Origin of the sequence: Blautia liquoris (assembly GCF_015159595.1) — a bacterium.
Classification (GTDB): domain Bacteria; phylum Bacillota; class Clostridia; order Lachnospirales; family Lachnospiraceae; genus Novisyntrophococcus; species Novisyntrophococcus liquoris.
On record NZ_CP063304.1, the window covers coordinates 1,638,073 to 1,662,932 of the forward strand.

Consider the following 24,860-nt stretch of genomic DNA (forward strand, 5'->3'; position numbering starts at 1 on the left):
CTCCTTAAATCAGTCAATGACGCGTACGCCTTCCACCAAAATGCGGATCTTTTCTATATCCATACCGGTAAATTCTTCGACTTTATATTTTACATTACTTATCAGATTATCTGTTACAGCCGATATGCTGACTCCATACGCGACAATCACGTGGAATTCAAGAGATATTTTATTATCCTCTATGGTAACATCAATTCCGTGTTTTAAATTATCTTTTTTTAAGAGTTTTACCAACCCATCTTTCATGTTAACGGCCGCCATACCGACAATACCAAAACACTCAACCGCCACGCTTCCGGCATAGGTTGCTATGACATCCGGATCAATTACAACTTCACCTAATCCTGTATTCATACGACCTTTCATGTCTTATGAAACCTCCAATTCCTTATAGATTTGTTATAAGTATAACCGATTTCGGCAGAAAATGAAAGCAAAAATGAAAAAACCAATCGAAAAGGTTTTTTTTATCTTGCAAAAGATTTTAAATTCTGTTAGAATAAACTATGTTGTGAGTCTGAAATCATTAGACGAATTTGAAAGAGCAAGGAGGTGCGGAGCATGGCTAAGTGTGCTGTTTGTGGTAAAGGTGCTCATTTCGGTAACAATGTAAGTCATTCACATAGAAGATCAAACAAAATGTGGAAATCTAACGTTAAATCTGTTAAGGCAAAGGTTAACGGTGTTCCTCAGAGGATGTATGTTTGTACTTCTTGTCTGAAATCCGGAAAAGTAGAACGAGCATAGTTGTTATTTAACAAGAGCATAAGGTTGTGCATTTCATGCTCGCATGAAAAAGCATAATAACAAAGGTGCCATACATACTGTAGGCACCTTATTTTCGTCTGACTTATCAGAAGGAAAGCAAACGGTCAGTCAGTATGAATCTGCATTTTTTCAGCAACAGAACAAATTGTAACCTATCAGGAGCAATAATGCTGCCATTATGAGTACAAGTAGTTCACTGCGTATCAGCAGTCCGATTACCATTCCAATTCCTATCCAAAACATCATAAAACCGATGATACGGTTCAAAAAGCATTACTCCTGTTCTTTCTTTCCTTGTTTTAGTATATGCTCTACCTCCTCGTCCGTATACGTATCTTCCTGATCTTTATTTTTAAATCGGTCTATAATATCAGGGGCCATATCCAAAATTTTAGTGACAGCATCCTGATTTTTAACATTCACCAGTTTTGTTCCGTTTTTATTGATCACTAATATAGCACTGGGGGAGATTTTCCCACCAAGTCCGCCGCCTCCGTTATTTTTTGCATTTTCAGAAAAAGCACCGGCGCCCACACCAAATGAAACATCTACCAGCGGAAGGATAATATTATCGCCAATATGAATTGCATCCCCCACGACTGTCTTCGTGGTGATAAAGTTGTCCATGCCTTTAAATAAGGCTTCTACCGTGCTCTGAAAACTATTTTTGTTATTATTTTCTGCCATGAATTATGCCTCCTTGTGCATGTACTTTTTAAAGACTGGTATGGTTTTCCCATCCAGCAGGACTTTGAGGATCTCCTTTAGAATATAGAATCCGAAAACTCGACCCTTTGCGTCAACCCATCCCTTGAATATTGACTGTGTAAAATCAGGGATAATAATGAGATCTTCAGGAAGGATCGGAAACAACGTTCCGATTACACCCAAAAGTTCGCCGGTGTTGGCAGGGTCGTCAAAACCAAACAATATATTTCCCTTGATCTTTTTTGGTTTGATATGGGTGATCAGGATTTTGGCTTCCGACCAGGCCATATGAACGATCCATTTAAAATCTTCAGATGAAAGAATCGTCTTCCACTTCTTTAGTTTAGCATAAAAACTCCTCGGAGTGTAGTCCTTGTTTTTCTCTGATGGTCTGCTATTTTCAAAGGTTTCGTCAGAGTTTGATTTTTTATTTCGGTTCATATCTTCGGACTTGTTCTTTGCAGATTTCGAATCTGTAGTTTCGGAATATTCCCTTCGATCATTATGACTCCTGGTCTCCGTTTTCCTTCTTTTTGGGCACGGCAAAGGAATTCCAAAAACCAAGAACTGGAAAGAACTTTTTTTATCATATAAAAAGGTAAAATGAACCATATGAAAAAGCCATGTGATATCAGTTTTCATGTGAAAGGTTTCATCCTTTTGTATCCTGATTTGGTAACTATAAGGCACAAACAATACAGATACAGTCAAAATAAGTAAAAGGATTAGTAACACCAGAAGAAGAATACCGATTATTCTTAAGATCGAAAGTAAAATATGTAGCATGCTTCCTCCATGTTCATTCACGGTTTTCAAGGTAACTACGTATGCTTTTACAGCCTTCTATGCGATAGGCTGTATCGGCAAGAGCGGTCACAAGTTTTACAGCTTCCCTGTGTCCCACAGCAATTCCTATGATCACCGGACAGGCATTGTGCGCAGTTTTCCTCTTTAACATTATAGCAGGAAAGATCTCCAGCTGGTTATTATGATTATCTGCATATGTGATGAGATAAATACCATGAAGAGATTTTCCCATTTCCAGATCGTATCTGATCTTTCTTTCCCTCTTTTTTGCATTTTCTCCAACATACAGATTTTTATACCATTTAATCATATATTTTCTTATGAACCTCGCTAAATTCATATAGATATGCTTTTGATCGTAAAGCAAAAGAACTGTTGCTTTTATCCAACAGCTCTTTTGGTTGCTCTAGTAATATTTGCGGCTGCCCCAGAGGTTTGCTTTTTTCAAATCCAGATATTCATTGTAACCCTTTTCCAGAATCTGACGCTCATTCGAGAATTTCAGAAGATGATATGCTTCATGATATTTATAATATCCAGAATCAATAAAATATTCTTCTCTCTGGGGCTTGCTGTAGTAGCTGGAAGCAGACATCAGATACCAGTGTACATCCTTTGCAACGGTATCTTCCGGAACATTGAAACTGTACTGGCTTTTCCCGATATATTTTATGATAGATGCGTGAACACTGGTTTCCTCTTTTACCTCGCGTATCGCCGTTTCTTTATATTCTTCTCCAGATTCCACAGTACCTTTTGGTAAAACCCAGCCATCGTATTTATTTCTGTAGCTCTTATACAACAGCAGTATCTTGCCCCGATATATTACTACGCCGCCACAGCTTGTTGCTTCAATCATTGCAAATCCTCCAAGCGTAGTTTAACTGTTATCAGTATAACCCTTTTTTTAATACAGTGCAACTACAACTTATATGTTGGCCGCCTGGATACGATTTTTTGTTTACGACTCCTCTTCGTTTTCCTCATAATACTCTGCTGCTTCTTCTATATGAAGACTGACTTCTATACGTACAAGTGAACGCCGAAGAAGAAGCTGTGAGTTCTGGAGCTGCAATTCCTCGGATTCTTCATTCATGGCCGCCTCTGCTTCTTCACGGTCAGTTCTGGCACGTTCCAGATCAATTTCCTCTGGGTGCTGGGCGATGGTAGTGAAGATATTGACTTCTTCTTGATCTATTTCTGCAATACCTCCGAATAATGCAAGCTTTTTTTCATTTCCATCCTGAAAGATACGCAATATTCCATCTCCCAGCACGGCAGATACCGGTTCATGGCCATAGAGTACTCCCAGATCACCGTCGATGCAGCGCATGATGATCATGTCGGCCTGCAAGGCGAATTTCAGTCCGCGGGGAGTAGTTATATTCAGATTAATTTTGTTGTTCTTTGAAGGACTGGCCTGTTCCTGTGCCATATCAAACACCCTTTGCATTCTTATATTTTTCGACTACTTCATCTATCGTTCCTGTATTGAGAAAATAACCCTCCGGAATATCGTCATGAATCCCTTCAAGAATTTCCTGAAAACCACGTATGGTTTCTTCGACAGGAACATGGCGTCCGGGGATAGAAGTAAATTTCTCCGCCACATAAAAGGGCTGAGATAAAAAGCGCTGAATCTTTCTGGCCCTGCTTACGATCTTTTTTTCCATATCTGATAATTCATCCATTCCCAGAATGGCTACAATATCCTGTAGATCTTTATATCGCTGAAGAACACTTTGAACGGCGCGCGCAACACGGTAATGCTTGGTTCCGACAATAGCTGCATCCAGAATACGAGAAGATGAATTCAGCGGATCAACCGCAGGGTAGATTCCCTGTTCCACGATGGATCTCGAAAGAACCGTCACAGCATCCAGGTGGGCAAAGGTTGTGGCCGTTGCCGGATCTGTGAAATCATCTGCGGGCACATAGATTGCCTGTACAGAAGTGATGGAACCATTCTTCGTGGAAGTAATTCTTTCCTGAAGTGATCCAATCTCAGTGGCAAGTGTGGGCTGATATCCCACCGCACTTGGCGTTCGTCCCAGCAAAGCCGAGACCTCTGAACCAGCCTGAACAAAACGATAAATGTTGTCAATAAAAAGTAAGACATTTTGTTTTTGTTTATCACGAAAGTACTCGGCCATTGTGAGGCCTGTCAGGCCGACTCTCATTCTGACTCCCGGCGGCTCATTCATCTGTCCGAAAACAAGTGCAGTTTTATCGAGAACACCGGAATGTTTCATGTCATAATAGAGATCGTTTCCCTCGCGTGTTCTCTCTCCTACACCGGCGAAGACAGAATAACCTCCGTGTTCTTTGGCAATAGAGTCGATAAGTTCCATGATAAGAACCGTTTTTCCAACCCCGGCGCCACCAAAGAGACCAATTTTTCCACCTTTCGAAAAAGGACAAAGCAGATCAATCGCTTTGATTCCTGTCTCTAACATCTCAGGCGTAGCATTTTGTTCCATCAATCCGGGCGGATCTCTGTGAATGGGAGCATGATTTTCTGTTTCGATGGGGGGCTTATTGTCTATGGGATCCCCCAGCACATTAACCATTCGTCCGAGTACCCCCTCTCCCACAGGAACCGTGATCGGAGCGCGGGTGTCGATTGCCTCCATTCCGCGCATCAGCCCATCAGTAGCATGCATCGAGATACAGCGCACGGTGTGATTTCCCAGATGCTGCAAAACCTCCAGCACAACAGGATCTCCATCTGTTTTTACTTTGACGGCATGATACAGGGAAGGTACTTCGCCGTCAAAACGGATGTCAACTACCGCTCCTATTATTTGAATGATTTTTCCTATATTTTCAACTGTCATCTATTCCACCTTTACTCAAAACATTTACACTTCCTACAATTTCAGCAAGTTCCTGTGTGATATCCGCCTGACGCCTTCGATTATACTGATGATTTAACTGATCAATCAAGTCTGAAGCATTTTTTTCAGCGGCATCCATATTGACCATTCTCGCAGCCTGCTCACTGGTGTGAGATTCGCAGTATGCTCGAAATAGATTCATATGAAGAAATAATGGAATCAGGTGACCGATAAACGTTTCAACATCCGGCTCGTATTTGATATCCGATGCCAAAACTTTTCCATCATTACTGTCAGAATCCTTTTGGATACTCAAAGGCAGGATTCTCTCAACAATAGGCTGATATTGCAGTACATTCTCAAAATGTGTATAGACAATGAATACTTCCTGCACTTTGCCCGAAAGATAAACATCAATTAGCCGGTTTGCAACCTTTTCACTGCTGTAATAAACCTTGGCATCCGCTACATCCACGACAGTGTGAATCACATTTTTATGGTGTTTTTTGAAAAATTCGTTTCCCTTCGAACCGACAGATATAATCTGTTCGTTCTTTCCCTGATTCATGTGCTCCAAGGCCTTTGAAAAAACATTCGCATTGTAACTGCCAGAAAGACCCCGGTCGCTCGTCAAAATAATATAGAGAGATTTATCTACCTTTGTATTCCGAAAAAAAGGGTGTGAGGCTGCTGTCTCGTCGGTTCCAAGCTCATCAACTTTTCTTTTTAACTCATAGTAGATGGGACGTACACCTAAAAGCTGAGCTCTGGCTTTGTGAAGTTTTGTAGATGCAACCATATCCATGGCCTTCACGATTTGTTTTACGGAAGTGACGTTTGATATTCTCATTTGGATATCTCTCATCGAACTCATGAAATCACCTCCTAACTATAATCATGCTGTTTTTTTACCTCTGTGATTGCAGCGTCGATTTTCTTTGACAAATCCCCTGTCATTTTTCCGGTATCAGATAGTTCTTTTATGATATCAGGATGGTTGTTGTTTACATAATGTATGAGATCTTTCTCAAATATCCGAATGTGACGAATATCAATATCCATCATAAATTTGTTGCTCAGTGCATAGAGAATCAGCACCTGATCTTCGACCGCAACGGGTTTGTACTGAGGCTGTTTGAGTACTTCCATAATACTCTCGCCAAATTTTAGACGATCAAGGGTATCCTGGTTTAGATCAGAACCAAACTGGGAAAAAGCTGCCAGTTCATTATACTGAGCAAATTCGATCCGAAGAGGCCCTGCCATCTCTTTAATGGCCGAAATTTGAGCGCTTCCGCCTACACGTGAGACAGACAATCCCGGGTTGATCGCAGGACGAACCCCATTGTGAAAAAGATCTGTCTCCAGATAAATCTGTCCGTCTGTAATTGATATAATGTTCGTGGGAATATAGGCTGAGATGTCGCCCTCCTGTGTCTCCACAACAGGCAGAGCTGTGAGCGTTCCGCCTCCATATTCCTCACTCATACAAGCAGCACGTTCCAAAAGTCTGGAATGAAGATAAAAGACATCCCCCGGGTAAGCCTCACGGCCGGGCGGGCGGTGAAGAAGCAGGCTGATTGCCCGATAAGCGGTCGCATGTTTCGACAGGTCATCGTAGACAATCAAAACATCCTTCCCTTTTTCCATCCACTCTTCGGCAATTGCACAGCCGGCATAGGGAGAAATATACTGTAAGGATGCCGAATCCGAAGCGCTGGCAAGGACAACGGTTGTATATTCCATTGCCTCAGTCTCCTGTAATACATTGATGATGCGGGCCACTGTTGATATCTTCTGGCCGATTGCCACATAAACGCAATTTACATTCTTCCCTTTCTGATTAATAATTGCATCTATTCCGATCGCTGTTTTACCTGTCTCACGATCTCCTATAATAAGTTCTCTTTGGCCTTTTCCAATCGGAACCAAAGTATCGATGGCTTTGATACCAGTTTGAAGTGGCTGATTTACCTCGCTTCGCATGATAACACTGGGAGCCGGACTTTCTATATTTCGAAAGGTGTCTGCCTCAATCGTTCCTTTATCGTCGAGGGGATCTCCAAGAGCATTAATCACGCGCCCCTGCAAGGCATCGCCGACAGGAACTTTGGCCATCTCACCTGTAAGTTTTACAGGATCTCCTTCTTTGATCCCCTCATCGGATCCCATGACAACAACACCGATACTATCTTCGTTTAGATTCATAGCCATCCCATGGGTTCCATTCGAAAACTCTAGAAGTTCACCGCTCATTGCACTTTTAAGACCAACGACTTGTGCAATACCGTCACCGATCTGTCTGACTGCACCAACCTCAGAAAAATCCAGCCTGGATGAGTATGTTTCAATTTGTTTTTTTAACTCCTTGCTGATTTCGTCAGTATTAATCTGCATTCATATATTCCTCTCTTTAAGTGTTCTCTTCATTGTTTTTAATTGATGTCTGACGGTACCGTCATAAATCTGTCCATCGACAAGACAGTAAAATCCACCGATCACTTTTGGATCCACTTCAGTTTTTATGTCAACGTTTGCGTTAAGTTTTTGGGACAAAACCTGATCAATAGACTGGATTTGTTCCTCATTGAGCGGTACAGCAGATACTACCTTAGCCTCAATTCTTCCGAAGCGCTTTTTGATTCGGCCGATATATTCATTTAACACAGGAATCAACAATCGTTCCTGACCCAGATGAATAGTTTGATATAAAAAATCCACAAAGTGGTCTGAAAGTTTATCCGAAAAAGAATCTATAAAAAACTTGTTTTTCTCAAGCTCAAGAATATTCTTGTCAGCCAAAAAGGCATGGACCTCGGGATTTTCCAGTGTATCCCGAAGCAAAATTGCCTGTTGCAGATCTTCCTTTAATGTACCGGCATCCTCTGAAGATTCTAATAGTTTTGATAGATATTGTTCTTTCAGTTTTGCCAATTTGCTCCCTCCATCGAAGTCAGCGCTTCATCAAAGATCTTATCCTGATCCTGCTGATCCATATTATTCGAGACATAAGTCGAAGCTATGGCAAAAGCAAGCTCAATGATATATTGACGGGATTCTTCCTGAATTCTTTTTTCATCGGCGATAGCCGTTTCAGCAGAACGTTTTCTAATCTCATTTGCCTCAGATTTGGCTTTTTCCAGAATCGTATCTTTCTCATCTGCAGCCTGTTTGCGTGCCTCTTCTAGGATTTTAATTCGTTCTTTATCAAGTTCCTGAATTTTAGCCTCGTATTCGCTTTTGAGTTCTTCTGCACTGGCTGCTTTTTCTTTGGAGCTGTCGATCTGACCCTGGATTTTATCTGTACGCGCCTGCATAAATTTTTTCAGAGGTTTATATAGAATAAATCCCAGTGCAGCAGCAAGAATAATACCATTAAGCAGCTGGATTGCCACGCTGATGAAAGTCTGAGTATCCAGCGCAAAAACACGACCCTCCGGTACTTTATTGGCTAAAATCAAGATTCTATTATACATGTATCTGTCCGCCTCCCTTCTTCAACTTGCGAGTAGCACATCCTTTAGCCAAGATGGCTGATCATCGTATTTACGAGTGGATTGGCGAAAAGCATAACGATGGCAATCAAAAGACCATAGATTCCAGATGTCTCGGCCATAGCCAGACCGACAAACATGGTGCTTCGGATGGAATCAGCTGCCTCCGGCTGTCTGGCCATAGATTCTATTGCCTGTGAACAGATCTTAGCCTGCCCGAACGTGGTTGTAACTCCGTTAAGCAGCGCAAGTGCTGCGGCAATATGAGCGATAGCGATAACAAATGCTAATGGATCCTGCATAGTAAAATTTCCTCCAGTTTTCTAAAATTAAATAATGTCACGCATTGCCTGGCAATCCGTAAGTATTCGTGTTTACATGTTTTATTCCGCAGCGCCTCTGATATACATAAAGCTGATAATTACAAAAATATATGTCTGTAAAGCACCGAACGCAACATCAAAAATTGCATGCAGCACTGCCGGAATTCCTATTTGAACAAACAGTGGAGTTAACGAGTAGTAAAGTGTCAGCAATATGGTACCTGAGAGCATATTGCCAAAGAGCCTGAAACTTAAGGATATTGGTTTAGCCACTTCTCCGATGAGATTAATCGGAAAAAGTATAACGTTTGGCTCAAAGAATGATTTTAGATAGTTGCCTTTGCGGTGTTTTAATCCCATGAAAATCATGATGATAAAGGTTCCCAGAGAAAACGCAAAGGTTGTTGCCCAGTCAGCAGTCGGTGCCCGAAGTCCAAACACGCTGAATAGACACGATGTAAGAAGAAAAACAAAAACCATAAAAAACCAGGGAGCTATATAAGACAAGTGATCCCCAACCGTGTTTTTTGCAAAATTGTCAAAGATCTCAACTGCCGCTTCTGCAAGGTTCTGAAAACCTTGGGGAACTGTTTTAAAACTGCGAAGTTTTACACGAATGATGACAGCCAGAATTATTAGTACTGCCATAATAATCCAGGTGTTAAAAATTGTCTCTGTAATCCATATTTCCCTGCCAAAGACATTGATAACCCAGAGATTATTTACCTCCAAATTCAATGATGAATCACCTCCTGTTTATAAATTTCATAACCTCAGATTTAATACCGCAGATGGTATCATGCTTTTGAACTGAATTTCAGACTGTAGGTCGCAAGCTGATATGCGAATATTCCGGCCACAGTACCCCAAAGACTGATCTGCGGAATAACCGCTCCTAAAACAAGGACTGCTCCCGATAATCCAAAACGTAACAGGTATTGAATGCCTGCATATCCTCCTGCACGTTTCTGTTCCATATTAAGGGTTTTATCCACTGCCCGATCCAAAAGAATAACTTTTAAGACACTGACACAAGAACCTATGAGTACTCCGAAAAAAAAGGGAAGAAATTTTACAGAACGATAATAGATGACGGAGCCAATGATACAGAATAACGCTATCATACAGATTGAGCGTGTCATTTTTTTCGCTAAATCGGATAGTTTCATATTACCTCCTTTTACAATTGTGCCTGTCTTAATTTTCTTTGGATAAATCGAATAAAGATTTGATCGCTGCTCCTACACCTAAAATTGAAAAAATCAACAGCATCCAGGGGGATGTTCCCAACAGATGATCAAGAAACTTTCCAATCAGAACCCCCGTCAATATTGATGCAGCTATGGTGAATCCAATTTGAGAGATGCAAGTGAGAGCATATAAGGTTTTGTCGCCGTCAGGCTTTTGTTCCTTTTGGTGTCGCTTATGCAAGATAGACGCCTCCTCGTTATTTAGTTTCCTTATGGAAACTTTCCGCTCAAGCGGTTATGATAGCGATTCAGTTGTAGAAAATAGTGCCCCTACTTTCAGGACACTATCCTTTGGGCTATATTAAAATGTTATCATGAAAGTCAATATTATGTCAAGTATAAAACAATTACGAATGTATTACCTGTATGTGGAAAATTTACAAAAGTATTACTCTATAATAAAATTTTTATAAATACATAAAGTTTATATGAATTTTCGATAAATTATTATAATCCGAAGTGAGATTTAAAGATTTTTCTTGCCGCAGGCACTGCCACAGAACTTCCTGAACCGGCACTTTCAAGCATGACACATACCACAATATCCCGGTCACCCGTGTCTGAAAATCCCACAAACCAGGAATGTGTTTTGGATGTCATGTCTCCATGCTCTGCCGAACCTGTTTTTCCGGCAATTGATATTCCAAGATCATTTAACTTTCTGCCGGTTCCATGTGTAACAACACCCTTCATCAGGTCTTTTAACTGCTCCGCCTGGTCTTCAGTCATATATCTGGAATATGCGTTCGGCTTGGTACTGCTGATCTGTGTTCCTGTGTGATTTTCTACTTTTTTGATAAAATTTGGAGTCATAGCTGTACCGCCATTTGCCACTGCATCAGCAATCAGAGCGATGTGAACCGGTGTCATAGTTGTATTTCCCTGCCCCACGGAAGTTTGCATAACCAGAGGGTCATCGGTTTGCTTATCAAGGCTGAATTTGCTTTTTGAGGATGGAAGGTGTAACTTCAGTGGTCTGCCGAAAGAAAGTTTTCCTGCCATTTGATCCCATTTATTTTTATCCAGATTCAATCCAATCTGAGCAAATGCACAGTTACAGGAATTTGCAAATGCCTCAGCGAAAGTCTCATGTCCATGGACAGCTCCGCCGGCACAATGGATCGTATACTCACCCGATGTGAGTTCACCAGTACAGTCAAAGGAAAAATTGTCAAACGTCTTATTCTGCTCGAGATAAGCCAGAGCAGTAACTATCTTAAACGTGGATCCCGGAGGATATAACCCCTGCAAAGATCGATTTAAAAGTGGACTGTTTTCATTGTCAGTGCTGAGGGATTCCCAGTTTTCATCTAACTTGTTCGGATCAAAATCTGGTTTGCTCACATCGGCAAGAATGTCTCCAGTTTTTACATCCATAACAATCGCGGAGCCATTATAGTCTCCCAGCGCGTCATATGCCGCTTTTTGAAGCTCAGAGTTTAATGTAGTAACAACAGTGTCGCCGATATTCTTCTGATCCTTAAACTCATTCACAACCTGCTCCATGGGATCAGCGTGTGAAGTCAAAAGAGAAATTTCTTCTGATGATTCCAGACCGCCTCCGCCACCTCCGGTGTATCCAATTACATGAGCGAACTGTCTTTCGAAGGGATAAACCCGATGTTCCTTTCCATCCTGCGCGGTCTCTGTTTTTGCCAGTGTCTTACCATCGGAAGAGATGAGTTCTCCTCGAACCACATGTTCCTGATTTGACTTTGCCCGCTTATTATAAGGGCTGGTCTGATAAGTATCTTTTAGCTGAACGTTAAAGTATACAAGGTAACCAATTAAAGATAGAAAAAGAGCTACAAAGATATAAGATACAATCTGATAGGGCCTACCAGTGGAGACTTTTTTTTGTCTGTTCTGCAATCTTGTCTTCGAGATCGTCTGCTCCGTGTTTTTTGCCTGATTCTCCTTTTGGTTTGTTCTTGTTGTTTTTGCTGTTCTTGTTGTTTCCTTTGTTTGATTTATTCTTTTTCGATTTGCTCTTTTTTTGTTTTCCGATCTGTTTTTTTCTGTTTTCTTCAAGCTCTTCACCTTCTTCATCTTCTCTTAATACATAAAGTCCCTGTATAATGGAAAGCATAATGATCGTTGACATCACGGAACTTCCTCCATAGCTGACCAGAGGCAGCGTGATTCCCGTCATTGGTATGAATTTAGTAGTGCCTCCAATGGTCAAAAATACTTGAACCGCATATTCCACACCAAGGCCGATTGCAATCAGCCGATAGAAATTTTTGCTCATTTTCATTGAAATGTTGACAATCAGCAAAAACGTACTCATGCAAAGCAATATGAGACAGATCGAAAAAAGAATTCCGAACTCCTCACTGATTGCTGCGAATGTGAAATCATAACTTGCAAGAGGAATTGTATCTGGTTTTCCCTTAAACAGGCCTGTTCCAAACCATCCTCCTGCTGTGAGACCAAATAGGGCCTGTACAATCTGATACCCTTTTACCTTGTAATCGGCGAACGGGTCTCTCCATATCTCAACTCTTGTTCTGACATGTCCAAAGAGAAAGTAGGCGGCAACGGAAGCGAGAACCAATGCCATCAGCCCTGCAAGTGCATATGAGGGCTTCTCGGTTGACACATAGACAATCACAAGGTAAGCCATAAAAAAGACCAGTGCTGTGCCGAGGTCTTTCGAAAGGACAAGTATTCCAACATGCATTGCAGCGACCACAGACGTGACAGCCACCTGCCTGATGTCGGTTTTCATCTGCAGCATGCCGGCGAGGAAAAAGACAAAGGTAATCTTTACAAATTCGGAGAATTGAAAATTGATTCCTTTAATTGTAATAGAAAGGTTAGCACCTCGGCTTCTGGCCGCAAAAACAAGTACAATAGCAAGCAGAAGAAGGCCGATCAGAGCATATGCCCAAGTGAGGTCTCTTACAAATTTTGCTTTTCTGATAATTACCGGAATCAGAAATGAGACTGCGGTAGACAGAGCAACAATCTGAATCTGTTTAAAGGCGTTATCGATTTTCAGTCGACTTAATATGATAAATCCAACAGACAGCAGCATGCACATATTATTCACAAGATTCATCGAGGCTTTTTTATATATCATGCGATAGAGCATCTGAGTGAAAAGGATGTATAGAAGAACACTGCCATACATGAGTATCATCTTTACATCTTCTGTCTGGAGGAACATCACAAAAAAAGCCAGCAGGTCGAAAGAAAGCAGGATTATGATCTGCTTCCTGAAGATGTTTTTTCGAGTAGACTCCTTTTTCTTTGAAAGCACCAGAAATGATTCCATAGTAAACCAGATCATTAAAAGAAGCAGTATGTATTTTGATAATTCTACGATAACATTAACCATATAAGTCCTCTATTCTACCCCTCGTTTATAATGTCCCTTCGTATATTCTCCTGCAAACTCATCCGACTGATAGTGCAGATACCTGGCGATATATCGTCTGGTTATTTCTTTTGTATTCTCATAATTTTCGATTGAAAATGAAAGGCGCAAGGATTTCATCCCAAGTGTTTTAATTTTTTCTGATTCCTTTAAAAGAACCATTGGAACACTGTTGTAGATCACATTATAACATGTATTACAATAACATTGAACCGTAAATTTCTTGTTCTTTCTGTCTATGATTTCCATCGTACCGTCTGACTTTGCGCAAGATGAATAATTATTTTTTACACATTGTGCAGAAACCATCATAGGAAGGTAACCATACACAATCATTTCACTTTCAGTGTTATTACGCCTGGTCAGTTCGTGCTCATTCAATTCAAGCGGAGCTGTATTGTGACGCACGCCCTGTGCTCTGAAAAAGGACCAAGCTTGTCGGTTAAAGGTATACATATTGTGATCGAGAACCACAAATGATTCCAGATGATGAACTTTTAAAATTGCCAAGGACTCCAGATTTCTCACCAGAAATCCGCTTAATCCTCTTTGAATCAGTTGTTCCAGATACGGTTCCATATAGGACAAATCATCTGCACGGACAATATGTGGAAGGGACAGATAAACGTTTTTTCCAAGTGCAGACAGTTCTTCGATGCATCGCGTCAGCTGTGAATAGAATCTATCAGTTCGAAACATCTGATATCCCAGATAAAGATCTGTAATTTCTTCAATTTGCATCAAAGCTTTTAACTGTTCCGCTTTTTCCACAGATGCTGTGATGACTGGAGATTTCTTGTCTTGACAAGATATAGGAAAGAATTCTGGCGTATTAAAGTCAGGAGCTGATCTGCGAAAAGTTATCAGAAGCTCCTGCTCCAGTCGATTTAGGGCATCTCTTTTTATTTCATTCAGAAATTGAATTGGTATAAATACATCATCTCCCATAAAAACAGCAAGATCTTCGAAGATAAAAGGAGTTTCTCCTGTTTTCATTAATTGTTTTCGTACTCTCTCTTCTGAAAGAGGCTGATTTTTTGCAGTCTGTACCCCTTCTTTTTCTACTGTAACCACGCACTCCGATAAATATAAGGTCAAAGTGGCTGGTACACCCGGATATAGTGTGAGGGTCCCCCGGATATTTTTTTGTGGTCTTTTACCGCTGTACTGTTCGTGAATGTGGTTGTAAAGCTGCTCTTTTTGGGAAATCTCCTTAATTTTTGTCTTTTTGGGATCCTTTTTTTGATTTCTAAGTGCCATCATATCAGGACCGTTTCGCTTTTTATAATATCCACTATTGAAACCATCACGGTTATAAAGGCTGAAAAGTATTGTAAGATCATGAGGATCCACCTTATAATGGTCCGAATCCTTAAGATAAAGATCCAGATATTTTCGATAAATTTGTACGACCCCGGCAGTATACTCCGGCTTCTTCATACGGCCCTCTATCTTCAAAGAGGTGACACCAGCTTTGATAATATCGGGAAGGAGCTCAATGGTACACATATCTTTGGTGTTCAGTGTATATGAATTTTTGGTGTCACTTATTTGACGGCCGTTTTCACTGACCTTAAAGGGCAGCCTGCAAGGCTGTGCGCAGCGTCCCCTGTTCCCACTTCGACCGCCGATCAGGCTGCTGAACAGACACTGCCCTGAATAACAGTAACAAAGTGCTCCATGAATAAAACTTTCAATTTCAATATTTGAACAGTCTGCTGTTTTTCGAATTTCATTCAGGGAAAGCTCTCTTGCGGTTACAATTCTTTTAACACCTGCCTCTTCCAGCAATCTGGCACCGGCAGGACCCGTAATTGTCATCTGCGTGCTGCAGTGAATGGCAAGATCGGGAAACCACTTTCTGATTTGATATAACACTCCATAATCCTGCACAATCACTGCATCCAACCCGTGTTCGTAACATGGCTTAAGATAATGATACAATTCTTTATCCAATTCGTTTTGCTTTAACAATGTATTCACAGTCAGATATAGTTTTTTTCCGTATAAATGGACTTCATCGATGGCAGATAAAAGTTCATTTTCATCCGGATTATCTGCATATGCTCTTGCACCAAATTTAGATCCTCCAATATATACAGCATCCGCACCGGCCATAAGAGCCGCACGAAGAGCTTCATAAGAGCCCGCCGGAGCTAATAATTCTGGTTTCATAGTTTTCAATTCTCCCATAGAAAAAGACAGAGGGGAAAGCATGCGCCATCCCCCTTTATCACTGCTTTAAAAACTCTTCAAGTTCGTCACTTAACTCCCTGACTTTGCCGTTCAGTTCATCTTTTTCTTTTTTTAACTTTTCAATTTCATGATTTGTCTTTTCAAGCTGTATCTGGGCTGCAATCAAATCATGTTTCATATCGTAGTTTTCTTTATCTTTTACTTCTATATCCTCTTCAAGTGACTCAGCCATATTCTTTGCTTTAAAATAATCATCAGCAACATTTAAGCTTAACAGAGTATTCTTTGTCTCAGGCCGTTGTCTCTTGTATCCGGGAATTTGTGACAGCTCTGCTATCTTATTATTAAGATAAGAGGCCACTTTCTGAAGATATTCTTCGCTTTCATAACCGCTTAATGTGATGATTTTCCCATCTATTAATACCTTAGTCGTATTTTTCGCTGACATCTGGCAACTGCTCCTTTGTATTTATACTTCTTATCCTTCATTTAAGTTTATCTCTTTTCTGATTTAAAAGCAAGTTCTTTCTGTACTTACATTTCATCAGGAAGAGCTTTCCCCAGGTGGTGATAAGACAGAGAAGTAGCCACTCTTCCCCTGGGTGTACGGCTGATAAAGCCATTCTTTATCAAATAAGGCTCATACACATCTTCAATAGTTCCTGAATCCTCTCCGACAGCTGCAGCCAGAGTATCCAAACCTACTGGTCCTCCGTTAAACTTGTCAATCATAGTTAAAAGTATTGTCCGGTCTGTGGCATCCAGTCCGCATTTATCCACGTCCAACAGATTTAAAGATAAAGAAGCCACCTCCCGGGTGATTCTTCCATCGAACTTTACCTGGGCAAAATCTCTGACTCTTCGCAGCAATCTGTTAGCCAGACGAGGAGTACCTCTTGAACGTTTTGCCATCTCAACAGCACCGCTTTCTTCCATCTCGATATTTAGTATTTTAGCAGAGTGCATGATAATTGCTTTCAATTCATCTATCGTATAAAATTCGAGATGATGAATGACCCCAAAACGATCTCTGAGCGGCGCTGTCAACAGGCCTGCTCTGGTGGTTGCACCTACCATAGTGAATTTTGGCAGATCCAGCCGTATGGAGCGGGCGGAAGATCCCTTCCCAATCATAATATCGATTGCAAAATCTTCCATGGCCGGGTATAGCACCTCTTCCACCTGTCTGTTTAAACGGTGAATCTCATCAATAAAAAGAATATCTCCTTCCTGGAGATTATTCAGAATCGCAGCCATCTCTCCTGGCTTTTCAATGGCAGGTCCGGACGTCACTTTCATATGAGTTCCCATTTCATTTGCGATGATCCCCGCAAGTGTCGTCTTTCCCAGGCCGGGAGGGCCATAGAAAAGTACGTGATCCAGAACATCGCCTCTTTGTTTTGCGGCCTCTATAAATATTTTTAAGTTTTCCTTTACTTTCTGCTGACCGATATAGTCTTCCAGGTATTGGGGCCTTAAGGAGCCTTCCGTTTCTAACTCTTCTTCCATCAAATCCGTTGTTATGATCCGTTGTTTCATGAATATATAATATCTCCAATCTTGGTACCCGGGGATTTTTATGGACTTTGTGCCCGTACCCGTATTATATGATGACTTTAAGAGCAGCTTTTATCATTGATTCAGCGTCCAGCCCCTCCTGTGTTCTGACTTTATTTACGGCCTGGAAGGCTTCCGTGTTGGAATATCCAAGAGAAACCAGGGCCTGTACCGCGTCTTTTGCTGCATCTGGTATTTCAGATGAGGTATTTAGTTTCTCTGTGTCAGAATATTTTTGTTCAAATGTCTCATCCAAAGAGAACTTATCTTTTAGCTCCAGAATCAGTTTCTGGGCTGTTTTCTTTCCGATACCCGGTGCTTTTGTGATAGCCGTTGTATCATCAGAGAGCACAGCAAATTTCAGGTCATTTGCCGAGAGTCCTGAAAGAATACCAATTGCTGCCTTCGGCCCGACTCCATTTACACCGATCAGCATACGAAATACTTCCAGATCATCTCTGGTCATAAATCCATATAACTGCAGAGCATCTTCCTTTACATGGAGATAGGTATATATCTTAACCTCATCACCAATCCTTGGCTGACGGTCCATAACACTGCCAGGGACATATATCTGGAATCCAATTCCGTTCTGATCAAGTACCAGACAACCTTCATCCACATAATCAACAACTCCACATATATAATTAATCATATTTGTACAACCTCTTTCGAATTTCCATACATAAAAGCCCAATTAATAAACCTGTCGTCACACCAGTGACGATCAGGGCCGGGAGATAATACATGATCTGGTTATTTTTTACCAAAGCTGAAGCTATAAGAATCTGACCAATATTATGGGTAACTCCTCCCGCGACGCTCACACCTGTAATACCAAAAACTGTTTGATGCTTTATCAAAGTCATGACAATAAGGCTTGACATCCCCCCTGCCAAAGAAAATGCAATGCCAAACAAATTTCCAAATAAAAATCCCACGGCTAAAATTCTCACAATCTGTACCATGAAAGCTGCCAGGGGACCGAATTGATATAAAACAAGTACAATAGCCAGGTTTGCCAGACCAATCTTCATTCCAGGCACAGCTGTAATGACCGGAAGTAGTGATTCAATGTATCCCAGCAAAATAGCCACTGCCGTATAAAGTCCAAGATATGTAATCTTTTTGATTTTCCTGCTCATATTTCGGGCCTCAATTTTCTTCCTTCCTCTCAAGAGACAATCGTATCCGGTGTATCTGTCTGTCTGCTGTTAACAATTGTCATAGATACCCGGTTGGGGAGACAGATAATCGAGCCACCCGTATGATCCAGTGGTTTGTGGTGAACACAAATCTGATCTGGACAGTCTGCACGGACCATCCAGACCTTTCCCTCTTGAATCTTACAAGTATTGGTGTTGTTAATCTTTATAATCTGGTCTCTATCGAGTCTGTAGACTCCATACTCTTTTCCATCCACAGTTATTCTTAAGCTTTCACCCTCCGTTGAATCTCTATTTACAAAGAATGTCATAGCAAATGCTGCAGCCAATATGGCTGTAATCAAAATGATATCTCTTTTTTTCATATGTACCTATCTTATCACAGGAATCATTCAATTGCAATTGGATGTAGTGAAACCTCAGGGAACTGTGCTGTAAGCTCTCCAGATTTTTCAGCTCCCATAAGCATACAGGCAGTGCTTAATGCATCCCCAAGAAGCGAACTTTTGCTGACGATTGTGACCTGCGAATAATCCGTATCAACAGGGTATCCTGTATCCGGATCGAGTATGTGATGATAAATCTTCCCGTTCTTTTTAAAATATCGTTCATAAATTCCTGAGGAGACCACGGAATGATCTTTTACTTTAAGAATATCAGCCACTTCTCCGGAAGGCGCAAAAGGTTTTTGGATTCCGACATTCCACAAACTCCCATCCGGTTTTGTTCCGACTGCAAGAACGTTTCCGCCGAGATTGATCATAGCATTTTTCACGTCATGCGTGTTCAGGTACTCCTTCAGCCTATCAGCGGCATACCCTTTCGCGAGAGCTCCGAGATCGATCTTAGTATCCTTATTGTCGAAGGATAACGTATTCCCGGAAAGATGAATGGAAGAACCATCCACTTCACGCAATGCACGATCGATTTCATCTTGCCTGGGAATAGCTTTTTTTTCACTTTTAAAGTCCCAAAGTTCCAGTAAAGGCTCAACGGTTATGTCAAACTTTCCATCTGTGATTTCATAAAATCGGATTCCCTCTTTGATCACTTTTGCGAGATCGTCGGAGATCTCTACCTGACTCGATTGTCTGTGATTCACCTTATAAAGTTCACTGTCTTTTTTTGTGCGGCTGAATGTATCTTCAAGATCTTCGCAGATAGTAAAACAGCCATCCAGCACTTTTTTGCTTTCTTTGCTATACACTCCGATAGAAATTGCTGTATCAAAATAGGTTCCATCCCTGGATGCCATCTGTGTCTCTTTCTTGCCACAACCCGAGAGAAGCAACAGAAGACACAATGCCAAAGTATTACATAACTTGAGTTTCATCTGTGATTGTACTCCTCGGACATACTTCTTTACATTTTCCGCAGTTCATGCAAAGAGAGTAATCTATTTTTGCCAGAAAATCATCAACATGAATAGCCGCCGCCGGGCAGCTTCTTTCACATTTTTTACATCCAATACAGCCGATATCGCATGCCTCCATTACAGCCCTTCCCTTATCATTCGAAGCACAAGAGACATGATAGTTTGCTTTTTCGTATGGGATTAATTCAATCAGATGATTGGGACATACTTTGATACATGCTCCGCATCCGGTACAAGCATCCTTATCTACAACGGCAATGCCATCCACAATACGGATTGCATGAAAAGGACATGCGCGCTTGCAGCTTCCATAACCCATACACCCAAACGTACAGACTTTTTCTCCGTTTCCCGGAACGTAAGGAATATAGGTACACTCCTTTACACCCGTGTATTTGTTATCCAGACGGGTCTTGCTGCATGTTCCGCTGCAGTGGATATAGGCTCTCTTTTTTACTGTATCAGAGACTGCCTTACCCATAATGCTGCCGATTTTTTTAGCAGCCATATCACCTCCAACCAGACACACTGTGACGGGTGCCTCACCGTTTACAACAGCCAGGGCAGCGCCGTCACATCCGGGATAACCGCATGCACCACAGTTAACACCCGGCAAGGCCTCCCTTACGAGGTTCTCGCGCTCATCAACTGTAACAGAAAGTTTTTTGTCTGCCAGCCCAAGAAGCAGGCCGATAAGAATACCCGATCCGCCTAAGATTATGGTGGAAGTCAAAATTACTGAAAAACTCATAAAACTCCTCCTATATAATTCCGTGAAAACCAAAGAAAGCAATCGACATCAGCATGGCGGTCAGCAGTACAATAGGCATACCCTGAAATGATTTCGGCACATCATTATATTCCATCTTTTCACGAAGTCCGGCCATGAGAATGATGGATATGGTAAAACCAACTGCAGAGGCGAATCCGTTCACTGTTCCTTCAAGAATTGTATAGTTTTTCTGCACATTGATGATTGCCACACCCAGTACCGCGCAGTTTGTGGTAATTAAAGGAAGATACACCCCCAGTGCCTTATGTAAAGCAGGAGATTTTTTCTTGAGAAACATTTCAACCAGCTGGACCAACGCGGCGATAACCATTATAAATACAATTGTCTGCAGATATTCCATCCCTGTCTTAACTAGAATGAACTTATAAATCAAACTTGTGCAAAAAGATGACAAGGTCAATACAAAGATGACCGCCCCTCCCATACCAGCTGCTGTATTCATCTTTTTGGATACTCCGAGAAAAGAGCACAATCCCAGAAACTGACTCAAGACAACATTGTTCACCAGCGCGGCACCGACAGATATTATTAAGAGCTCTTTCATTGATTGTCACCTCCCCGATCTTTATGTGAAGGACATTCTGTGTCTTTGCAGGAAGCACAGCCATAGCTTTCTGTCACGTACGATGTTCCTTTCGAGGCCTTGTGGTCTTTGATCTTATTAATCAGTGCAACAAGTAATGCCAGGACAAAGAACGCACCAGGGGCCATAATAAATATTGTCACCGGTTCAAAAGAAGAAGGCATAATATGCATGCCCATCAGTGTTCCGGAACCAATTACCTCACGTACCGCTCCAATAAAAAAGAGTCCGATTGTAAAGCCAATCCCCATTCCTAATCCGTCAAAGAGAGAAGGAATCACCGGATTCTTGCCGGCATAAGCCTCTGCACGCCCCATAATGATACAGTTGACCACAATCAGCGGTATGTAAATACCAAGAGCCGTATATAATCCTGGCAGATATGCTTTCAGCAAAAATTCTACGATTGTAACCAGCGTAGCGATGACACCGATGTAAGCAGGCATACGCACACTATTCGGTATGACCTTGCGAAGCATGGAAATCAGCATATTAGAGGCAGCCAGTATAATTGTCGTAGTCAGTCCCATACCAATACCATTGATAGCTGAAGTGGTAACCGCAAGTGTCGGACACATGCCGATCATCATAACAAAAATTGGGTTTTCTTTTACGATTCCATTGTACAAACGTTCTGCAGGTGTGTTTGGATTCATGATTCTATCGCCTCCCCATTTAGTATTTCAGATACATCAATACAGGCATTCACGGCATTTGTGACGGCATTTGTTGTGACCGTGGCTCCACTGATTGCGTCAATTTGATTCTCTGAACCTCCCCCACCCTTTGTGTATTCAAACGCGTCAACCTTTTTGTTTTTAAATTGCTTTTTGAAATCGTTTGTATCTGCATTCATTCCGAGCCCGGCTGTCTCATTTAATTGTAAAAAGGAGATGCCAGCTGTGGTACCGTCTTTTGTTAAACCGACTGTCATCTGAATATCTCCTCCATACCCCTCACGGGAAGTCACAGTAATCGCATAGCCTGAAAAATTTCCTGAGTTAGTAAGTCCCCTGTAAGCCTCATCAATAATCTGCGCATCTAGTCCATCTTTTTTTAGTAATGACTGAAATTCAGTTTTTTTATCTGAAATGTTAATCTTTTCAAATTTATCTGCATCCGGTAATACATCCATAAGAGCCTCTGTTTTTGTTTGCCGCTCTCGATTTTCAATCGGCTTTTTGGTGATTTCATGAAATGTTCCAAGAAGGACACCTAGAATCACGGCAATCACTGTCAAAGAAAGTGCATCCCTTAATACTTTTTTCAATTTCTTCGGCTCCTTTCCTTTTGCAGTCCAAATCCACCGGGCATTGTCAGACGTTCAATCACCGGAACTAGAAGATTCGTGAATATAATTGCATAAGACACACCCTCTGGTGCAGCACCGAATTTTCTGAAAATCCATGTCATGAGACCTAATAGGATTCCATAGATCATCTGTCCCTTTTTTGTAATCGGACGCGTTGTATAGTCTGTCGCCATAAAGAATGCTCCCAGCATCAGCCCACCGCCGCAAAGCTCTGCGACAGTCAGTCCGAGATCAAATCCACTGGATAACAGATAAAGTATTGCAAATGTCCCTAAATATGTAAGAGGAATGACATAATCAATAATTTTAAATATGAGAAGAAAGATTCCTCCAAGCATCAGCAGCAGGACAGACGTCTCTCCAATTGTCCCATTGGTATTGCCAAGGAACATATCCAACAGCTGATATGTTCCGCCTGGTTTGATTGTGGCCAGAGGTGTCGCAGAGGAAATTGGTGTGGAAGAGGAAACCGGCGTAGAGGAGGATACACTGTCCACAATTTTACCCGCAGTCCACTTACTTATCGTAAAATCCGTCATTCTTGAGGGAAAAGATATCAGCAGAAAACATCTTGCGGCAAGTGCCGGATTCATAAAATTCTGTCCAATTCCGCCAAATAACTGTTTTACAATAAGAATGGCAAAAACATCGCCAATAACAACTACCCACCAGGGAACCGATGATGGCAGACAGAGTGCAAGAAGAAGGCCTGTCACCATGGCACTGCCATCACTGACAGTAACCGGTTTATGCATAAGACGTTCAAAAATCAACTCTGTAAGAACCGATGTGGCAACGGAAATAATAATAACAGTCAGTGCAGGTATTCCAAAAAGATAAACACCCATAACAGAGGCTGGCATCAATGCTGTCAGTACCATAAACATGATAGTCTGTGTGTTTAATCCATCTCTGATATGAGGAGAAGATGATACATGAAGTAATTGGCTCATTTGGATATCTCAACCTTTCCTTTCTTCTGTTCGGCTAGCAGTATTTTTCTCATTGATCGAATGGACTGCGTCAGGTGTCTCTTTGCCGGACATACATAGCTGCAGCATCCGCATTCGCAGCACTCCATGCCATGATACTTCAAAAAACTCTCTTTGTCCTGACGATCGGCATATAAAGCAAGTCTGGTCGGAAGTATTCTTCCCGGACAAACCGAGACACATCTGCCACAGTTAATACATGCAGAAGTTTTTTCATCTGAGACAGTATCTTTTTTAAAGGCCAGCAAAGCGGATGAAGTTTTGATCACAGGCACTTCAAGATTTAGCATGGCGTTTCCCATCATGGGCCCTCCGGCGATGATTTTTTTTGACTCAACGGCAAAGCCACCTACGGCATCTGCAACTTCCTTGTATAACATACCAATTGGAACACATAGATTCTCAGGATTTGTTACTGAATCCCCAGCAATTGTCATAGTCCGTTCCATCACAGGTATTCCATCCAAAACCGCCTCTCCAATGGAAACCATCGTTTCAACATTGTCAACGATACATCCGACATCAGCGGGAAGCATGGATGAATTGATCTTTCTGCCGGTTACGCTATAGATCAGCATTCTTTCAGCACCTTGAGGATATTTTGTCCGTAATACTTTAAGCTCAATCTTATGCTCACTGCACAGGGGTGCGGCTGTCTTGATACAATCTTTCTTATTATCCTCTATACACAGATAGCCCTTTGCCCTGGGAAATAATTTCAGGACAACTAAAAGGCCGCGTATAATTTTTTCCGGCTCTTCTTTTAGTCTCTGGTAGTCTCCGGTCAGATATGGTTCACACTCTGCAGCATTTACAAGTATAGAATCTATTTTTTCAGGATTTGGAGGAGCAAGTTTCACATGAGTAGGAAATCCCGCTCCCCCCATCCCGATGATGCCTGCATCTCGAATCCGATCCAAAATTTCTTCTCTTGTCAAATCTGCAAGTTTTCGACTCTGAAACGGAACTTCTTTCATCAGATGGTCATTGTCAACAACAATACAGTCTGCCATACTTCCAGATGGCATTCTCATTTTCCTGATTCCCAGGACCTCTCCTGAAACAGAAGCATGAACAGCAGCTGATACATTACCATTTGCCAGAGCAATCTTCTGTCCGCGCAGGACGTAATCGTTCTTTTGAACAATCGGCCTGGACGGCACCCCTATATGTTGGGACAGGGAATAAAATAATTTATCCCCTGGTTCTGCCGGAATAGTATTCTGCTCTTTTGTCAGTGACTTCCCATCATACGGATGTACACCTCCTCGAAATGTAGGCAACTTCATCTTTTCTCTCCTCCTTCTTTCCATTGGT

At 41.6% G+C, this 24,860-nt stretch carries 31 protein-coding genes; 1 reads left to right on the forward strand and 30 read right to left on the reverse strand.

What is annotated here, in order from left to right:
* Positions 1-9: 9 nt before the first annotated feature.
* Complete coding sequence (locus INP51_RS07515; RefSeq protein ID WP_193737069.1) at positions 10-366, reverse strand: Asp23/Gls24 family envelope stress response protein; 357 nt, start codon at positions 364-366, stop codon at positions 10-12.
* 195 nt (positions 367-561) lie between these two features.
* Here INP51_RS07515 and rpmB point away from each other — a divergent pair, with 195 nt between their 5' ends.
* Complete coding sequence (rpmB, locus tag INP51_RS07520) at positions 562-747, forward strand: 50S ribosomal protein L28 (RefSeq protein ID WP_193737070.1); 186 nt, start codon at positions 562-564, stop codon at positions 745-747.
* A 294-nt stretch (positions 748-1,041) separates the two neighbouring features.
* Here rpmB and INP51_RS07525 read toward each other — a convergent pair whose 3' ends face one another.
* The 29 genes from INP51_RS07525 to rsxC all read right to left on the reverse strand — a co-directional run bounded on the left by INP51_RS07525 (position 1,042) and on the right by rsxC (position 24,832).
* The gene (locus INP51_RS07525; protein ID WP_193737071.1) at positions 1,042-1,455 is read right to left on the reverse strand and encodes a GerW family sporulation protein; all 414 of its coding nucleotides are present in this window, start codon (positions 1,453-1,455) and stop codon (positions 1,042-1,044) included.
* 3 nt (positions 1,456-1,458) lie between these two features.
* Positions 1,459-1,917: a DUF2953 domain-containing protein gene (locus tag INP51_RS07530; protein WP_193737072.1), complete on the reverse strand. Its 459-nt coding sequence runs from the start codon at positions 1,915-1,917 to the stop codon at positions 1,459-1,461.
* 358 nt (positions 1,918-2,275) lie between these two features.
* Positions 2,276-2,593 (reverse strand): hypothetical protein, encoded by a 318-nt coding sequence (locus INP51_RS07535; protein WP_193737073.1) that lies wholly within the window; start codon positions 2,591-2,593, stop codon positions 2,276-2,278.
* 96 nt (positions 2,594-2,689) lie between these two features.
* Positions 2,690-3,142: an NUDIX hydrolase gene (locus tag INP51_RS07540; RefSeq protein ID WP_193737074.1), complete on the reverse strand. Its 453-nt coding sequence runs from the start codon at positions 3,140-3,142 to the stop codon at positions 2,690-2,692.
* Between the two features lie 102 nt (positions 3,143-3,244).
* Positions 3,245-3,718, reverse strand: coding sequence for an ATP synthase F1 subunit epsilon (gene atpC, locus INP51_RS07545; RefSeq protein ID WP_193737075.1), 474 nt, complete (start codon positions 3,716-3,718; stop codon positions 3,245-3,247).
* 1 nt (position 3,719) lies between these two features.
* Positions 3,720-5,120, reverse strand: a complete 1,401-nt coding sequence (gene atpD / locus INP51_RS07550; protein ID WP_193737076.1) for a F0F1 ATP synthase subunit beta — start codon at positions 5,118-5,120, stop codon at positions 3,720-3,722.
* Positions 5,110-5,994 (reverse strand): ATP synthase F1 subunit gamma, encoded by an 885-nt coding sequence (gene atpG / locus INP51_RS07555; RefSeq protein WP_193737077.1) that lies wholly within the window; start codon positions 5,992-5,994, stop codon positions 5,110-5,112. The genes atpD and atpG overlap by 11 nt, the downstream gene beginning before the upstream one ends.
* An 11-nt stretch (positions 5,995-6,005) precedes the next feature.
* Positions 6,006-7,517, reverse strand: a complete 1,512-nt coding sequence (atpA, locus tag INP51_RS07560) for a F0F1 ATP synthase subunit alpha (protein WP_193737078.1) — start codon at positions 7,515-7,517, stop codon at positions 6,006-6,008.
* A complete protein-coding gene (gene atpH, locus INP51_RS07565) occupies positions 7,518-8,054 on the reverse strand; it encodes an ATP synthase F1 subunit delta (protein ID WP_193737079.1) in 537 nt (178 codons plus the stop codon).
* Positions 8,042-8,596: an ATP synthase F0 subunit B gene (locus INP51_RS07570; protein WP_193737080.1), complete on the reverse strand. Its 555-nt coding sequence runs from the start codon at positions 8,594-8,596 to the stop codon at positions 8,042-8,044. The genes atpH and INP51_RS07570 overlap by 13 nt, the downstream gene beginning before the upstream one ends.
* Positions 8,597-8,640: 44 nt before the next feature.
* Positions 8,641-8,916 carry an ATP synthase F0 subunit C gene (gene atpE / locus INP51_RS07575; RefSeq protein ID WP_193737081.1) on the reverse strand — a complete coding sequence of 92 codons (276 nt, stop codon included), beginning with the start codon at positions 8,914-8,916 and terminating at the stop codon, positions 8,641-8,643.
* Positions 8,917-8,997: 81 nt separating this feature from the next.
* Complete coding sequence (gene atpB / locus INP51_RS07580) at positions 8,998-9,675, reverse strand: F0F1 ATP synthase subunit A (RefSeq protein ID WP_193737082.1); 678 nt, start codon at positions 9,673-9,675, stop codon at positions 8,998-9,000.
* A 59-nt stretch (positions 9,676-9,734) separates the two neighbouring features.
* Positions 9,735-10,106, reverse strand: coding sequence for an ATP synthase subunit I (locus INP51_RS07585; RefSeq protein ID WP_193737083.1), 372 nt, complete (start codon positions 10,104-10,106; stop codon positions 9,735-9,737).
* Positions 10,107-10,134: 28 nt separating this feature from the next.
* A complete protein-coding gene (locus INP51_RS07590; RefSeq protein ID WP_207736907.1) occupies positions 10,135-10,368 on the reverse strand; it encodes an AtpZ/AtpI family protein in 234 nt (77 codons plus the stop codon).
* Positions 10,369-10,634: 266 nt separating this feature from the next.
* Positions 10,635-12,059 (reverse strand): peptidoglycan D,D-transpeptidase FtsI family protein, encoded by a 1,425-nt coding sequence (locus INP51_RS07595; protein ID WP_193737084.1) that lies wholly within the window; start codon positions 12,057-12,059, stop codon positions 10,635-10,637.
* On the reverse strand, positions 12,025-13,530 hold the full coding sequence (locus INP51_RS07600; RefSeq protein WP_193737085.1) for an FtsW/RodA/SpoVE family cell cycle protein: 1,506 nt from the start codon (positions 13,528-13,530) through the stop codon (positions 12,025-12,027). The genes INP51_RS07595 and INP51_RS07600 overlap by 35 nt, the downstream gene beginning before the upstream one ends.
* A 9-nt stretch (positions 13,531-13,539) precedes the next feature.
* Complete coding sequence (locus tag INP51_RS07605) at positions 13,540-15,762, reverse strand: U32 family peptidase (protein ID WP_230406914.1); 2,223 nt, start codon at positions 15,760-15,762, stop codon at positions 13,540-13,542.
* A 40-nt stretch (positions 15,763-15,802) separates the two neighbouring features.
* Positions 15,803-16,213 (reverse strand): cell division protein ZapA, encoded by a 411-nt coding sequence (locus INP51_RS07610; protein WP_193737086.1) that lies wholly within the window; start codon positions 16,211-16,213, stop codon positions 15,803-15,805.
* An 86-nt stretch (positions 16,214-16,299) separates the two neighbouring features.
* The gene (gene ruvB / locus INP51_RS07615; RefSeq protein WP_193737087.1) at positions 16,300-17,304 is read right to left on the reverse strand and encodes a Holliday junction branch migration DNA helicase RuvB; all 1,005 of its coding nucleotides are present in this window, start codon (positions 17,302-17,304) and stop codon (positions 16,300-16,302) included.
* Between the two features lie 64 nt (positions 17,305-17,368).
* Complete coding sequence (gene ruvA, locus INP51_RS07620; RefSeq protein ID WP_193737088.1) at positions 17,369-17,977, reverse strand: Holliday junction branch migration protein RuvA; 609 nt, start codon at positions 17,975-17,977, stop codon at positions 17,369-17,371.
* Positions 17,970-18,467: a Gx transporter family protein gene (locus INP51_RS07625; RefSeq protein ID WP_193737089.1), complete on the reverse strand. Its 498-nt coding sequence runs from the start codon at positions 18,465-18,467 to the stop codon at positions 17,970-17,972. Before INP51_RS07625 ends, ruvA begins: the two co-directional genes overlap by 8 nt.
* A 29-nt stretch (positions 18,468-18,496) precedes the next feature.
* Positions 18,497-18,853 (reverse strand): NusG domain II-containing protein, encoded by a 357-nt coding sequence (locus INP51_RS07630; RefSeq protein ID WP_193737090.1) that lies wholly within the window; start codon positions 18,851-18,853, stop codon positions 18,497-18,499.
* A 23-nt stretch (positions 18,854-18,876) separates the two neighbouring features.
* Complete coding sequence (locus INP51_RS07635; protein WP_193737091.1) at positions 18,877-19,821, reverse strand: FAD:protein FMN transferase; 945 nt, start codon at positions 19,819-19,821, stop codon at positions 18,877-18,879.
* Positions 19,802-20,614 carry an RnfABCDGE type electron transport complex subunit B gene (locus tag INP51_RS07640; RefSeq protein WP_193737092.1) on the reverse strand — a complete coding sequence of 271 codons (813 nt, stop codon included), beginning with the start codon at positions 20,612-20,614 and terminating at the stop codon, positions 19,802-19,804. Before INP51_RS07640 ends, INP51_RS07635 begins: the two co-directional genes overlap by 20 nt.
* A gap of 10 nt (positions 20,615-20,624) precedes the next feature.
* Complete coding sequence (locus INP51_RS07645; protein ID WP_193737093.1) at positions 20,625-21,200, reverse strand: electron transport complex protein RnfA; 576 nt, start codon at positions 21,198-21,200, stop codon at positions 20,625-20,627.
* Positions 21,197-21,895: an electron transport complex subunit RsxE gene (gene rsxE / locus INP51_RS07650; RefSeq protein WP_193737094.1), complete on the reverse strand. Its 699-nt coding sequence runs from the start codon at positions 21,893-21,895 to the stop codon at positions 21,197-21,199. Before rsxE ends, INP51_RS07645 begins: the two co-directional genes overlap by 4 nt.
* Positions 21,892-22,509 carry an RnfABCDGE type electron transport complex subunit G gene (locus tag INP51_RS07655; RefSeq protein WP_193737095.1) on the reverse strand — a complete coding sequence of 206 codons (618 nt, stop codon included), beginning with the start codon at positions 22,507-22,509 and terminating at the stop codon, positions 21,892-21,894. The genes rsxE and INP51_RS07655 overlap by 4 nt, the downstream gene beginning before the upstream one ends.
* On the reverse strand, positions 22,506-23,504 hold the full coding sequence (locus tag INP51_RS07660; RefSeq protein WP_193737096.1) for an RnfABCDGE type electron transport complex subunit D: 999 nt from the start codon (positions 23,502-23,504) through the stop codon (positions 22,506-22,508). The genes INP51_RS07655 and INP51_RS07660 overlap by 4 nt, the downstream gene beginning before the upstream one ends.
* On the reverse strand, positions 23,501-24,832 hold the full coding sequence (rsxC, locus tag INP51_RS07665; RefSeq protein WP_193737097.1) for an electron transport complex subunit RsxC: 1,332 nt from the start codon (positions 24,830-24,832) through the stop codon (positions 23,501-23,503). Before rsxC ends, INP51_RS07660 begins: the two co-directional genes overlap by 4 nt.
* Between the last annotated feature and the right edge of the window lie 28 nt (positions 24,833-24,860).